The 14,282-nt window shown below is 67.4% G+C and carries 12 protein-coding genes; 6 read left to right on the top strand and 6 right to left on the bottom strand.

Going from position 1 to position 14,282, the window contains the following annotated elements; genetic code table 11:
• Window positions 1-5: 5 nt before the first annotated feature.
• Together HT136_RS20515 and HT136_RS20510 are read right to left on the bottom strand one after the other, a co-directional pair.
• Window positions 6-1,655 (bottom strand): hydantoinase B/oxoprolinase family protein, encoded by a 1,650-nt coding sequence (locus tag HT136_RS20515; protein WP_214201716.1) that lies wholly within the window; start codon window positions 1,653-1,655, stop codon window positions 6-8.
• Window positions 1,652-3,706, bottom strand: coding sequence for a hydantoinase/oxoprolinase family protein (locus tag HT136_RS20510; protein WP_214201715.1), 2,055 nt, complete (start codon window positions 3,704-3,706; stop codon window positions 1,652-1,654). Before HT136_RS20510 ends, HT136_RS20515 begins: the two co-directional genes overlap by 4 nt.
• A 216-nt stretch (window positions 3,707-3,922) precedes the next feature.
• Between HT136_RS20510 and HT136_RS20505 the strand changes: the two genes are divergently transcribed.
• The 6 genes from HT136_RS20505 to HT136_RS20480 all read left to right on the top strand — a co-directional run bounded on the left by HT136_RS20505 (window position 3,923) and on the right by HT136_RS20480 (window position 10,227).
• Window positions 3,923-6,163: a TonB-dependent receptor gene (locus HT136_RS20505; RefSeq protein ID WP_214201714.1), complete on the top strand. Its 2,241-nt coding sequence runs from the start codon at window positions 3,923-3,925 to the stop codon at window positions 6,161-6,163.
• Window positions 6,164-6,232: 69 nt separating this feature from the next.
• On the top strand, window positions 6,233-7,516 hold the full coding sequence (locus HT136_RS20500) for an NAD(P)/FAD-dependent oxidoreductase (protein ID WP_214201713.1): 1,284 nt from the start codon (window positions 6,233-6,235) through the stop codon (window positions 7,514-7,516).
• Between the two features lie 17 nt (window positions 7,517-7,533).
• Window positions 7,534-7,902, top strand: coding sequence for a hypothetical protein (locus HT136_RS20495; protein ID WP_214201712.1), 369 nt, complete (start codon window positions 7,534-7,536; stop codon window positions 7,900-7,902).
• Between the two features lie 41 nt (window positions 7,903-7,943).
• Window positions 7,944-9,113, top strand: coding sequence for a pyridoxal phosphate-dependent aminotransferase (locus tag HT136_RS20490; RefSeq protein ID WP_343222261.1), 1,170 nt, complete (start codon window positions 7,944-7,946; stop codon window positions 9,111-9,113).
• Between the two features lie 190 nt (window positions 9,114-9,303).
• Window positions 9,304-9,795 (top strand): MarR family winged helix-turn-helix transcriptional regulator, encoded by a 492-nt coding sequence (locus HT136_RS20485; RefSeq protein WP_214201711.1) that lies wholly within the window; start codon window positions 9,304-9,306, stop codon window positions 9,793-9,795.
• A 21-nt stretch (window positions 9,796-9,816) separates the two neighbouring features.
• Window positions 9,817-10,227: an acyl-CoA thioesterase gene (locus HT136_RS20480; RefSeq protein ID WP_214201710.1), complete on the top strand. Its 411-nt coding sequence runs from the start codon at window positions 9,817-9,819 to the stop codon at window positions 10,225-10,227.
• Window positions 10,228-10,311: 84 nt separating this feature from the next.
• On the opposite strand, the gene HT136_RS20475 is transcribed toward HT136_RS20480, so the two are convergent.
• From HT136_RS20475 to HT136_RS20460, 4 genes are read right to left on the bottom strand one after another with little or no spacing between them, the layout of a single operon-like run.
• Entirely contained in the window at window positions 10,312-10,701 is a 390-nt protein-coding gene (locus HT136_RS20475; protein WP_214201709.1) for an acyl-CoA thioesterase, read from the bottom strand.
• Entirely contained in the window at window positions 10,698-11,120 is a 423-nt protein-coding gene (locus HT136_RS20470; RefSeq protein ID WP_214201708.1) for a RidA family protein, read from the bottom strand. Before HT136_RS20470 ends, HT136_RS20475 begins: the two co-directional genes overlap by 4 nt.
• A 16-nt stretch (window positions 11,121-11,136) precedes the next feature.
• The gene (locus tag HT136_RS20465; protein ID WP_343222260.1) at window positions 11,137-11,895 is read right to left on the bottom strand and encodes an SDR family NAD(P)-dependent oxidoreductase; all 759 of its coding nucleotides are present in this window, start codon (window positions 11,893-11,895) and stop codon (window positions 11,137-11,139) included.
• Window positions 11,892-14,168, bottom strand: a complete 2,277-nt coding sequence (locus tag HT136_RS20460) for a bifunctional salicylyl-CoA 5-hydroxylase/oxidoreductase (protein WP_214201707.1) — start codon at window positions 14,166-14,168, stop codon at window positions 11,892-11,894. Before HT136_RS20460 ends, HT136_RS20465 begins: the two co-directional genes overlap by 4 nt.
• Window positions 14,169-14,282 lie beyond the last annotated feature (114 nt).

Here is a 14,282-nt window from a genome sequence, read left to right as displayed (position 1 = left end):
TTCGATCAGGTGCTGGCAGGGGCGCTGACGATGCCGTCGGCAAGGTCTGCCGCGCGGGCCTGCGCGCTGCGCTCGGAGTAAGGACCATAGCCGCCGCCACCGCCGGTTTCCGCCACGAAGCGGTCCCCCTTGGCAAGCGGAAGCTGCTCGACCTTGCGCACTATGAAGCCCTCGGGCTTCTCGGCGGTGTAGACGGTGACGCACGAAGGCGCGCCGTCCTCGCCCCCGAACAGGCCCCATTCGGGGGTCTTGGCACGGTCGAAGTGCAGCGTGGCGGTCATCGGGGCCAGCGCTTCGTACTCCTTCACGCAGTTCTGGCCGCCTCGGTAGGTGCCCGCGCCGCCGCTGTCGACACCCAGTTCCAGGCGGCGGATCAGCACCGGCGCGCTGTGTTCGAGCGTCTCGACCGGCATGTTGCGGAAATCGCCCGCAGCCGAGTGGATCACCGCGCTCGGTCCATCGCCCCTGGCGCTGGCGCCCCAGCCCCCGTCGAGCGATTCACCGCAGGTGAAGCGCTTTCCGCTCGCCGGGTCGGTGCCCATCAGGAAGATATTCCAGGAATCGCCCGGCAGGCCCGCCGCGACGTGTTCGGGCAGGACGTCGGACAGCGCCTTGATGATGAGGTCGATCAGCAGCATCACCGGGTGCGGGCGCATGCAGGGCGCGGGCGCCTCGGCGGCGTAGATCGATCCCGGCTCGGCAAGGACCTCGATCGCGCGGAACGAACCGTCGTTGATGTCGGGCTCGGCGTCGGGGTAGAGCAGCGCGAGCGCGAGGCGCACCGCCGAGACGGTGTTGGCGAAACCGGTGTTGAGGTTGCCCGCGCGCTGCTTGGAAGAGCCGTGCGTGTCGACCGTCATCGTGTCGCCCGCGATGGTCACGGTAACCTTGGCTTCGACCGGATCGTCGGTCACCCCGTCGTCGTCCGAGCAGCCTTCGGCGGTGTAGACACCGTCGGGGATCGAGGCGATGAAGGCGCGGAACTTGCGTTCGGTGGTGTCGAAGATCTGCTGGGCGCAGGCTTCGATGGTGTCCTGTCCGAAGCGGTTCTTGAGCCAGATCATGCGCTCGCTGCCCAGGCGAATGGCGGCAAGCTGCGCCTTGAGATCGCCCATCAGGGTGCGCGGGACGCGGCTGTTGAGGCACAGCAGGTCGATCACGTCACGCACGAACGCACCGCCCTCGACGATGCGCGTCGGCCCCCAGCGCACGCCTTCCTGGAAGATGTTGCGGCTGTTGACCGGAAAGCCCGGCTCGGCGGTACCGATGTCGGCCCAGTGCGCGCGGATGGCGATGAAGCCCAGGACCTCGCCCTCGTCGGCAATGACACCGATCACGTCGACGTCGTTGAGATGGCCGCCGGTGATGAAGGTGTCGTTGACGGTATAGACGTCACCGGCCTTCAGGTTCTCGAGCCCGTAGCGCGCGATGGTGGCCTTGAGGCCTGCATCGAGGCCGCCGGTGAACAGCGGCAAGCCAGCATACTGGCCGAGCAGGCGCGCCTGCCGGTCGAACAGGGCGATGCCGTAGTCGTGCGCCTCGTAGATGATCGGCGAGTAGGCCGAGCGCGCGATCATCGCGCTCATGTCGTCGGCGATCGCGTTGTAGGCGTTGCGGATCACCTCGCTGGTGATGGGGTCGAGTGCTGCGCTCACTGTGCCGTCTCCGCGCGTGTCAGGATGAGATTGCCAAGGCCGTCGATCCGGGCCGAGAAGTCGGGCGGGACGATCGTGGTGGTGGTCGATTCCTCGATCACGCAAGGACCCGCGAAGACCTGGTCCACCGCCATCGCCCCACGCGAGACGAAGCGGGTCTCGCGCGGGGCACCGTCGAAGACGATGGTGCCGGTCCGCTCGGGCGCGGCGCTTTCGGGCACCGCGTCGTCCGCCTCGAGCAAAGTGCGCGCATCGAGCGCGCTGCGCCCCGTCGCACGCAGGCGCAAGGTGGCGATCTCGATCGCCTCGTCCGGGTTGGAATGCCCGAAGACCTTGACGTAGTCGGCATCGAAGCGGGCGCGAAGCGCCGCGCCGCAGGCTTCGCCCTGCGCGAAGAGCGCGGGCTCGAGAGTCACGCTCAAGGTGTTTTCCTGGCCCGCGTAGCGCACGTCGACCATGCGCTCGAAGGCCACGCGCTCCTCGGGCACGCCCTCGGACTGAAGCCGTGCGCCCAGTTCGCGCGCCGCCTCTGCGAACCAGTGGTCGAGCGCGATCCAGTCGACGTCGCGCGCATCCATGAGCACGGTTTCGGCATGGTCGTGGACGAGGTCGGACTGGAGCATGCCCCAGGCCGAGAAGGCCCCCGCCGCGCGCGGCACCACCACCTGTCCCACGCCGAGCAGGCGCGCGATGTCGGCTGCGTGCATCGGACCCGCACCGCCATAGGCGACGAGCGCGAATTCGCGCGGATCGATGCCGCGACGCACGGTGATGGTGCGGATCGCGTTGGCCATCTGCTCGTTGATCACGTCGAGGATGCCCTGCGCCATCTGGTTGCCCGGCATTGCGAACCCTTCGGCGAACGCCGCGATCGCGGCGCGCGCCTTGCCCGCGTCCAGCTTGAGATCGCCGAAGGCACAGCCGTCCTCGAGCCGGCCAAGCGCGATATTGGCATCGGTCACGGTCGGCTGGGTGCCGCCATGGCCATAGCAGGCCGGCCCCGGCCGGGCGCCCGCGCTCTGCGGCCCGACGCGAAGCGCGCCCGCGTCGTTCCAGGCGATCGAACCACCGCCCGCGCCGATCGTGTGGATGTCCACCATCGGCGAGAGGACGGGAAAGCCGCCCACCTCGCGCTCGTTCTGGACGACCGATTCGCCATCGATGACAAGGCTCGCCTCGAAGCTGGTGCCGCCCATGTCGATGCAGATGAGGTTGGGAAAGCCCGCCTCCCGTGACAGCGCGCGCCCGGCCACGTTGCCCCCCACGGGCCCGGAAAGGAGCGACAGGATGCCCCGGTCACCCGCGTCCTCGGCGCGCATCAGGCCGCCGTTCGACTGGAGCAGGAAGAGGCGGGTATTGGCTTTCTCCCGGAGCGCGGTGAGCAAGTCCGAGAGATAGCGCTTGAGTACGGGCGAGGCATATCCGTTGATCACCGCGGTGCTGGTGCGCTCGTACTCGCGCCATTCGCGGCAGACTTCGTGCGAGGGGCCGACCATGGCCTCGGGCATTGCCGCGCGCAGGGCCTCGGCGACGGCCTTTTCGTTGGCCGGGTTGCGGTAGGAATGGAGGAAGCAGATCGCCACCGCCTCGTAGCCGCCCGCGCGCAGATCCTTGGCAAGCGCGGCCATCGCGGCGGGGTCCGGCGCGCGCTGAACCGTTCCGTCGGCCAGCGTGCGCTCGGCGAGCGTGAAGATGTCCCGGCGCTTCACCAGCGGCTCGGGATAGCGAAAATGCATGTCGTAGGGCTGCGGACGGTTGCCCCGGCGCATCTCGTAGACGTCGCGGAAGCCCTCGGTCGTGACCAGCGCCATGCGGGCGCCGCGCCGTTCGAGGAAGGCGTTGAGGTGGACCGTCGTGCCGTGCAGCACCGTGGCCGCGCGGGTCGCGTCGATCTGCGCGGCGTCGAGCGCCTGGATCACCGAAGGCCAGAACGTGGGGGGCGAGGACGGGACCTTGACCGTCGAGAACAGGCCCGAGCCCGAATCGTACATGGCCAGATCCGTGAACGTGCCGCCGACATCGATGCCGACATAGGCGCGGGATGCTTCCATCCGGGTGAACCTCCTTGGGAATTGCGGAATTTGCCCGCGAACCTAGCCAAAACTTTTTCGTCTGCAAGTGGGATAATGGATATTGGATCCAATTTTATTCCATGCTAGGGGAACAACCCTCGCAGGGAGAAATCCAGCCGCGAACGCAAAAGCGTCACGGCGCACCAGGCCTGCCCCGAGCCAAACACGGGGGGCGGGCGCGATGAGGAGCTTTTGATGAATCGCATGCATTCCTTCATGCTGGCCGGCGCATCCATGGCCGCGCTGCTCGCCGGCACCGCCCAGGCGCAGACCGAAGCCGCACCGGCCGCTTCGTCGGGCAACCAGATTGTCGTCACCGCACAGCGCCGCGAGGAAACGGTCCAGGACGTCCCGATCTCGATCAACGCCTTTTCGAACAAGCAGCTCACCGAGCTGGGCGTGAAGGACACCAGCGATCTCGCCGCGCTTTCGCCGGGTGTCTCGTTCAACGCTGTGCAGGGCGGCTCCAACCCGATCATCTCGATCCGCGGCCTCAGCCTCAACGACACGTTCGGCAACAACAATCCCACCGTCGGCCTCTACCTCGACAACGTCATCCAGCCCTTCACGCCGATGATGTCGGGCCAGATCTACGACGTCGAGCGCGTCGAGGTGCTCAAGGGCCCGCAAGGCACGCTCTACGGGCGCAACACCACGGGCGGGGCCATCAACATCATTTCGCGCGCGCCGACCTTCGAGCGCCAGGGCTACGTGAAGGCGAGCTATGCCCGCTTCGACCGCGCCGAGATCGAAGGGGCGCTGGGCGGCGGCATCACCGACACGCTCGCCGGCCGCTTCTCCTTCAAGACCACCCAGCAGCGCGGGGGCTGGCAGAAGAACACCGCCACCGGCGAGACCATCGGCGACGTCAACGAGACCTCGCTGCGCGGACAGCTGCTGTGGCAGCCGACCGACGCCTTCGATGCGACGCTCAAGCTGGGTTACACCAAGACCAAGCAGGACGTGCAGCTGCGCGAACACGTCGGCTTCTACGCCACCGACGGCAGCGGCGACTATTGCGCCTCGGCGCTCGCGGGGGTCCGCGACGAAACGAACTGCATGGACTTCTTCGGCGCACAGGATACCAGCCCGGGTCGGCGCACGGTCGACGACAGCGAGCTCTACGGCCACCAGCAGAATTCGCGCCTGTACAACGCGCAACTGACCATGAACTACGATCTGGGCGCGGCCACGCTGACCTCGATCACCGCGTACAACGACTTCCACCGCACGCTCGGCGACGATTCGGACGGCAGCAACCTGATCGAGCTCGATTCGCTCTACACCGACGACATCGAATCCTTCACCCAGGAACTGCGCGCCACCTCGAACGGCGATGGCCCGTTCAACTACGTCGCGGGTCTCTATTATTCCTATGACCGCGTTGCCGGCAGCGCGCTCCAGGCGCTTGACGACACCTTCTTCCACACCCGCGCCGACACGTCCTACGTCCAGAAGACCGATGCCGTCGCCGGCTTCGGCCAGATCGGCTACCACCTCACCCCGCAGCTCGAGCTCGTCGGCGGCCTGCGCTTCACCCACGAGAACAAGCGCTACGACTACGACGCGGTCGACCTCGACCCTTATGGCGATTCGACGCTTCCCGCGCTGGTCGCCGGGATCGAGAACGGCCTCAAGGAGGACAATCTCTCGGGCAAGGTCGGGATCAATTTCAAGGCCAGCGACGACCTGCTGCTCTACGCCAGCGCCTCGAAGGGCTTCAAGAGCGGCGGTTTCAAGGCCGCGATCGCCTTCTCCGAGGCCGAGACCGACCCGTTCAAGGGCGAGACCGTCTACGCCTACGAAGCGGGCCTCAAGTCCACCCTGCTCGACGGACGCATGACCTTCAACCTCGCGGGCTACTACAACAACTGGAAGGATTTCCAGGCGATGGTCACCGAGGTGCGCAGCGGCGTCAACGTGATCGTGCTCTCGAACGCGGGCGATGCGCATATCTACGGCGTGGAAGGCGAACTCAACTTCCAGCCCACCGACGCGCTCAGCCTGCGCGCCTCGGCGAACCTGATGCATTCCGAGATCGTCAGGTTCAACAACGCCGAAGGCGGCGACGACTACACCGGCAACAAGCTCGCCAACGCGCCCGACTTCACGATGTCCGCGCAGGCCCGCTGGGAACTGCCGGTCCACGTCAACGACATCGGCGTCTACGTGATGGGCGATGCCTCCTACAAGTCGACCACCTACTACTCGCTCGCCAACCGCATCCTGAGCGGACAGGAGGGGTACTGGCTCGTCAACGGGCGCATCGGCGTGCACAACGATGCCGACACCTGGGAAGTCGCCGCGTTCGGGAAGAACATCTTCAACAAGCTCTACGTGAGCTCGTCCTACGACAACTGGGGCGGCATCTTCCCGAGCGAGAACTACCTCGGCGATCCGGCCACCTACGGCGTGGAAGTGACCTACAACTTCTGAGCCTTTCCCCTACCGCCGCTGCGTCCCCCCTCCTCCCGTCGCGGGGCGCAGCGGCACAGCCGGTGTTTCATGATCAATCGAACCGAAAACATGTGGTGGGCAACCGCCCACCCCGCACCTCCCACCCCCGCCCTCGAAACCGCTTCGACGAGCGATGTCGTCATCATCGGCGGCGGGATCATGGGGACCAGCGCCGCGGTGCGGCTTGCCGCGAGCGGAACGCAGGTGGTGGTGCTGGAGGCCGGGCGCATCGGTTCGGGCGCTTCGTCCACCCCGGGCGGCTTCGTCGTTCCCCACTTCAGCGTCGGCTCCCCGCGCGAGATCGTCGCGCGCACCGGCGAGCATGGCAGCGCGCTCGTCCGGCTCGTCGGCCATTCGGCCGACAACCTCTTCTCCCGCGTGCGCGAACTGGGCCTCGACTGCGACGCACGCCAGGACGGCTGGTACCATCCCGCAACCCGCGCCGCCTTGCCGCGGCTCGAACGCACGCGGACCGAATGGACCGATGCGGGTTTCGCCTGCGATCTCCTGGACGCGCACGAGACCACCGTGCGCACCGGCGTCGAAGGCTACCAGGCGGCGTGGTTCGCTCCGAGCGGAGGGACTGTCCACCCCTTGCGGCTGTGCCAGGAACTCGCCCGCGCCGCGCGCGAGAAAGGCGCACGCGTTCACGAGCATTCCCCCGTGCAGTCGATCACGCGCGTGCCGGGTGGCTACCGCGTCGACACGGCGCGCGGCTGCATCAAGGCCGCCAAGGTCCTGGTCTGCACCAACGGCCTTGCGGGCGAGCTCGTCCCCCCCCTCGCGCGCACGCTCATTCCCATGCGGGTGTGGCAATGCGCCAGCGCGCCGATCCCCGCAGAGCAGCGCAGGCACCTTTTCCAGGGCGGCGAGTGCCTGTCCGACACACGCCACAACCTGTTCACCTACCGCTTCGACGTCGCCGGGCGCCTCATCACCGGCACCTTCGATGCCTTCGGGGTCGATGGCGCGCGCGCCGCGCGCGGCATGGCGGCGCGCCTGCGCACGATGCTGCGCCTGCCCGAACTGCCGCAGATCCCCTACGTCTGGACGGGCACCAGCTCGATCTCGGCCGACCGCCTGCCGATCTCGCTCGTCGTCGATGGCGGCATCCTCGCCGCCTCCTCGTGCAACGCGCGCGGCATCGCCCTGTCGTTCGCGGTGGGAGAGGCTCTCGCCGACCACGCTCGTGGCGCACCCCTTCCCGATTTCCCGGTGCTCGACACCAACAAGCGTACGACCGCCTCGATCCAGTCGAAGCTCGCACGCTTCTACGCCCACTTCACGCCGCTGCTCGACTGGTACGAAGAGCGCCGTGCCCGCAACCGCTGACTGATGCGAAAGAAACCATGACCCAGAACCCGATCATCGCCTTCTTCACCTGGTGGAACGAGGCCATGGCCAACCCCGACCAGCTCACCGAAGAGAACTTCGCGCGCTTCTTCACGTCCGATGCCCGGATCTACGTGAACAACAACTTGCGCGCCTCGTGCCCCGCCGAGATGGTGCCCCACTACGCGGCCATCGCCGCGCGCTGCGAGGCCGTCGCGATGGTGCTTCCGGTCGAGCACGAACTGGCGAGCGAAACGCTTGCCTTCGTCCACTGCTTCACCCGCGTCACCGAGAAGGGCGTGACGCGTGACGACGAGGCGATGGCCTGCGCCGAACTGCGTGCGGGCAAGATCGCACGCTTCCTCGTCGCACCGATGGCCGCCTGAGCCTTCCTCAACCCCATTCCAGCGCCAAGGAGGACACCCCGGTGATCCCGCTCGCAGACCGCATTACCTCGAGTTCCAAGAAGTCCTACGGGATGTACGATAGCGCCCAGCGCCTCGAGGCGACCGGTGTCGATCTCATCCACCTCGAATTCGGCCGTCCGATCTTCGATACCCCCGCCCACATCAAGCAGGCGACCATCGACGCGCTTAACCAGGGCGACGTGCACTATGGCGAGATGCCCGGCTCCAGCGCCTTTCGCCGCGCCATCCAGGCCAAGCTCGCAGATTTCAACGGGCTCGAGGTGGGTCTTGAAGAGATCCTCGTCACCAACGGCCTGACCCAGGCCTCGTTCGCGGCCTTCTTCGCGCTGATCAATCCGGGCGACGAAGTCATCCTGCTCGAGCCCTACTATCCCCAGCACATCGGCAAGATCGAACTGGCCGGTGGCAAGCCGGTGATGGTCCCGCTCGACAAGGCCAACAACTTCGCGATCGACGCCGCCGCGATCGAGGCGGCGATCACACCGCGCACGCGCATGATCGTGCTCGTCAACCCGGCCAATCCGACCGGCCGCGTCTATACCCGCGCGGAACTCCAGAGCCTCGCCGACATCGCCATCCGGCACGACCTCGCGGTGGTCTCGGACGAAGTCTACGAAATGATCACGTATGGCGATTGCCGCCACATCTCGATCGCCTCGCTGCCGGGCATGAAGGAGCGCACGATCTCGCTCTTCGCCTTCACCAAGGCTTATGCGATGGACGGCTGGCGGCTGGGCTATGCGGTGGCCGACAAGGCGCTGATGCCCGGGCTGATGACGATCTCGACGTCGGCGGTAACCCACGTCAACACCTTCATCCAGGCCGGCGGCACCGCGGCGCTGACGCAGAGCCAGGAACCGGTGTTCGAGATGGTCGCCGAAGACGAGGCGCGGCGCGACATCGTGGTCCAGGCGCTCAACCAGATGCCCGGCGTGACCTGCGCCTCGCCCGAAGGCACGATCTACGCCTACCCCGACATCACCGCGACCGGGCTCGGCTCGCAGGAGATCGCCGAGCGCATTCTCGAGGAGGCGCATGTCGTGGTGGAATCGGGTGCATTCTACGGTCCGGCGGGCGAAGGGCACCTGCGGCTGTGCTTCGGCTCGGAAACCACCGAGCGCGTGGCGCTGGCGATGGAGCGTCTCACCCGCTTCTTCAACACGCTCTAGGCCTCGCCCCTCGGGCGGCTTCCCCCGGCCCCGGCGCAAATGTACTTGCATGTTCAAGGAATTCGCGCCTAGGGCAAGGCCATGGCAGAGCGGCCCGGGGGAGGTCCGCCATGCGCCGGTTCGCCGGCCACCGTGCTCCCGCCGATCCCGGCGCTGGAGAACAGGTTCGCCCCCGGTTATGGAAAGGCCCATGGCTCAGGCGGACGCGAACATTACCACGGACCACACGCAAGGCGCCACCGGCACGTCCGGCGACGACGCGCAGAACTTGCGCGTCTGGGTGCGGCTGCTGGCCTGCGCCAAAGTGATCGAGAAGCGCCTGCGCCGCAATTTCGCCGAGCAGTTCGACACCACCCTGCCCCGCTTCGACGTGCTCGCGACACTCGACCGCGCGGGCGAGCCGGTGCCGATGGGGGCGCTCTCGCAAGCGCTGCTCGTCTCCAACGGCAACGTCACCCACGTCGTGCGCCAGCTCCAGGAGCAGGGCTACGTGCGCAGCGAACCCGCGCCGGGCGATGCGCGCTCGGCCCTCGTCTCGCTGACCGAGACCGGCGCCGCGCGCTTCGCCCTGCTGGCCGAGGCGCACCGCCAGTGGGTGGCGCAAAGCCTCGCTCCCATGCCCGCCCAGCACCGCGCGCAGCTTCTCGATCTGCTGACCGAGCTGCGCTCCCACTTGTCCTGATCTCGCAAGGTCCCTTCCCGCATGTTCACCACGTCCACCAAAGTGCGCTTCGCCCACGTCGATCCGGCGGGGATCGTATTCTACCCGCGCTATTTCGAGATGCTCAACGGCGCGGTCGAGGACTGGTTCGAGGACGCCGTGGGACAAAGTTTCGCCAGCCTGCACCTGGGACGCAAGGTAGGTACGCCGACCGTGCACCTCGAAGTCGACTTCCAGGCGCCGAGCCGGCTTGGCGACGTGCTCGAGATCGCGATCGTTCCCCTGACCCTGGGCGAAAGCAGTTGCCGCCTTGCAGTAACGTTCTCCTGCGCTGGCGCGGCGCGACTTCGCGTCGAACTGGTACTGGTGTGCATGGACCTTGCCAGCCACCGCGCAATGCCCTGGCCCGAAGACCTGCGCGCCGCGATCGCCCCGCAAGTCGTGGCCGCCTGAGCGCTGACAGTACCCACGCAAAAAAGGGGACGCCTGCCAGCGCCCCCTCTTCATGCCATTACGGTGCGACCCGAAAGGGCAAAGTCAATTGCGGCCAAGCGCGCGCGGGCGTCCTTGCTCATCGATGCAGACCATCACGAAGCGCGCGGTGACGACCGCTTCGCGCAGCCCCGCCTCGCTTTCGCGCCAGCCGGTCAGCTCGATGGTCATCGACGTGCGCCCTTCGCGCACGATTGCGCCGTGGATCATGAAGGCATCGCCCACCTGCAGAACGGCGTGGAAGACCATTTCCTGCACCGACTTGGTGACGCAGGCCCCGCCATGGCGGCGACCCAATATGCCCGCCGCGAGATCGCATTGGCCCGTGATCCAGCCCCCGAAGGCGCCGCCGTGGAGATTGGCGACATCGGGCAGGACCAGTGTTGCAATCGCCGGGACCGCGCCTTCGGGATAGCCCGTGTGCGCCGCGCTCATGCCGCGGTCTCCACCAGCGGAAGGACCGCGGTCGCCTCGATCTCGATGCGGGCGGCCTCTTCCATCAGCGCCACGACCTGCACTACCGCCATGGCCGGGAAGTGGCGTCCCAGCACACGGCGGTAGGCCGCGCCGATCTCCTTGAGATGGGCGAGGTATTCGTCTCTATCGGTGATGTACCAGGTCAGGCGAACGAGGTGTTCGGGCCCCGCCCCCGCCTCGGCCAGCACCGCGACGATGTTCTGCAAAGTCTGCTCGAACTGGCCGACGAGGTCGAAATGTTCGAAGACCTGCTGGCCGTTCCAGCCGATGTGGCCGCCCAGCGCCACGAGCCGGCCCTCGGCCGCGATCATGCCGTTGGCATAGCCCTTGGCGGGCGCCCAGCCTTCGGGATTGAGAAAGGAGTGGGGGGAGGTCATGCTTTATCCTGATCCTTCAGATTTCGCCGCCAGCCAGCGCGATGGCCTGTCCGGTCACCATCGCCGCGCCCGGCGCGCAGAGCCACAGCAGGGCCTCGGCCACGTCGCCGGGCTGGACGAGCCGGTTCATCGGGTTGGACGCGGCCAGCGCGGCGCGCGCCTCGTGCGCGTTGCGTCCGGTCCTGGCGGTGATGTTGGCAACCGACTGCGCGGTCATCTCGGTGTCCATGAAACCCGGGCACAGCGCATTCACAGTAATGCCCTTGACCGCCAGTTCGAGCGCGGCCGAGCGCACCAGGCCGAGCACCGCGTGCTTGCTCGCGGCGTAGGCCCCGGCATAGGCGTAGCCCTTCAGCGCCGCCGTCGAGGCCACCGCGACGATGCGCCCTTGGGACAGCCCGGCCGCCTTCATGCTGCGCGCCGCTTCGCGCAGCGTCAGGAAAGTGCCCGTCACATTGACCTGCATCAGCCGCTCAAGCGCGCCGACTTCGGTGCGATCGAGCGGGGCACTATCGGCAATCCCCGCATTGGCGACCACGACATCGAACGGCCCGTGATCCTCGAACAGCGCCGCGACGCCCGCCTCGTCGGTCACGTCGCACACCGCCGCGGTGATGGCCGCGTGCGGCGCGGCGACAACCTCGAGCGGGGCCTTGCGGCGCCCGCAGATCACCACCTCGGCGCCCGCTGCGGCAAGCGCGCGCGCCATGGCGGCGCCCGCCCCGGTGCCGCCGCCGGTGACCAGCGCGCGCTTGCCCGTCAGGTCCAGGCTCACGCGCGCGCCCGTTCGGCAAGGCGCTCGGCCTGGTCGCGTCCGGCGAGGTAGGGCTTGGGCCAGCTCGCGTCGCGCTCGCCCAGTTCGATCGCCGCGTGGAGTGTCCAATAGGGATCGGCAAGGTGCGGACGCGCGAGGCAGACGAGATCCGCACGGCCCGCGAGCAGGATCGAGTTCGCGTGATCGGGCTCGGTGATGTTGCCCACCGCCATCGTGGGCATGTGCCCTTCGTTGCGGATGCGGTCGGAGAACGGGGTCTGGAACATGCGCCCATAGACCGGCCGTGCGTCCGTGCTGGTCTGCCCGGCCGAGACATCGACGATGTCGGCTCCCGCCGCGCGGAAGGCCTGCGCGATCGCCACGGCTTCCTCGGGGGTAACCCCTTCCGCGCCCAGCCAGTCGTTGGCCGAGATGCGCACCGACATCGGCTTGTCCTGCGGCCAGACTCTGCGCATCGCGGTGAACACCGCGAGCGGAAAGCGCAGGCGATTTTCCAGGCTGCCCCCGAATGCGTCGCCGCGCTGGTTCGAGGCGGGCGAGATGAACGAGGACAGCAGGTAGCCATGGGCCGCGTGCAGTTCGATCATGTCGAACCCGGCGCGCTCGGCCATCTGCGCGGCAGCGACATGCTGCGCGGTCACCTCGTCCATCTGCGCTGGGGTGATCTCGGCAGGCACCGCGTTCTTCGCGCTCCACGCGATCGGGGAGGCGGAGACCAGCGGCCAGTTCCCCGCTTCAAGCGGCAGGTCCATGCCCTCCCAGCCGATCCGGGTCGAGCCCTTGCGCCCGGCGTGGCCGATCTGGCAGCAGATCGCCGCGTCGGTCTCGGCGTGGACGAAGTCGGTCAGGCGCTTCCACGCCGTCTCGTGCTCGGGGGCGTAGAGGCCCGGGCAGCCCGGCGTGATGCGACCCTCGGCGCTGACGCAGGTCATCTCGGTATAGACGAGGCCCGCACCGCCCTTGGCGCGCTCGGCGTAGTGGACGAGGTGCCAGTCGGTCGGCGTGCCGTCGACCGCCTTGTACTGCGCCATCGGCGAGACGACGAGGCGGTTCTTGAGGGTGAGCCCGCGCAAGGCATAGGGCGCGAACATCGGGCGGCGCTGGGCGTTGGAGCCGGCCTGGCGCTGGAACCAGGCCTCGGCCTCACCCAGCCACTTGGGGTCGCGCAGCCGCAAATTCTCGTGGCTGATCCGCTGGCTGCGGGTCAGCAGCGAATAGTTGAACTGGACGATGTCGAGATCGAGGTAGCGCTCGACGTCCTCGAACCACTCGGTCGAATTGCGTGCGGCCGATTGCAGGCGCAGCACGTCGAGCGCGCGCTCTTCCTGGTACGCGGCGAGCTGCTCGGGCAGCGTGCCCTCGCCGTTGAGCTTGTTCGCCAGCGAGATCGCGCTTTCCATGCCCAGCTTCGAGCCGCTGCCGATCGAGAAATGCGCGGTCGCCGAGGCGTCGCCCAGCAGCACGACGTTGTCCATGAACCAGTTTTCGCAGACCACGCGCGGGAAGTTGATCCAGGCCGAGCCGCGCACATGGTTGGCGTTCGACATCAGCGTGTGCCCGCCCAGGTGCGCCGCGAAGATCCGCTCGAGCGTCGCCTGGTTCTCCTCCTTGCTCATCTCGCCAAAGCCGAAGCCGTTCCAGGTCTCCTCGCTGCATTCGGCGATGAAGGTCGCGGTGTCGGCGTCGAACTGGTAGGCGTGCGCCCAGATCCAGCCGTGCTCGGTCTTCTCGAAGATGAAGGTAAAGGCCTTGGCAAAGGTCTGCCTGGTGCCAAGCCAGACGAACTTGTTGCGGCGCACGTCGATGTCGGGCCTGAAGGCGTCCTCGAAGCGGCTGCGCACGCGGCTGTTGAGGCCGTCGGCGGCGATCACGATGTCGCTCTCGGCACGGATGCGGTCGAACTCGGCGTCGTCGATCGGGTGCTCGAAATGGAGCTGCACGCCCAGTTCGCGGGCGCGCTCCTGCAGGATCAGCAGGAGGCGCATGCGCCCGATGCCGCAAAAGCCGTGCCCGCTGGTCGAGACATCTTCCTCGCCGCGCACGACGCGGATGTCGTCCCAATAGGCGAAGTGGCTGCGGATCGTCTCCGAGCTGACCGGATCGTTGGCATAAAGTGCAGCGAGCGTCTCGTCGGAGAGCACCACGCCCCAGCCGAAGGTGTCGTCGTTGCGGTTGCGTTCGTAGACCGCGACCTCATGGTTCGGGTCGCGCAGCTTCATCGAGATCGCGAAATAGAGCCCCGTCGGCCCACCACCCATTACCGCAACTTTCATCTTCGGATCCCTTGAAGCCATTCCCGTTGGTGGCGCCACTATGCGCAGAGCCGGATATTATTTCAAGTTTAAACTATCTTGCAGGTGCGAAGGCTTGAGGCCGCACGCCGACGC

This window comes from Novosphingobium profundi, from assembly GCF_018491765.1.
Classification (GTDB): domain Bacteria; phylum Pseudomonadota; class Alphaproteobacteria; order Sphingomonadales; family Sphingomonadaceae; genus Novosphingobium; species Novosphingobium profundi.
This window is presented reverse-complemented; position numbering and strand designations above follow the sequence as displayed.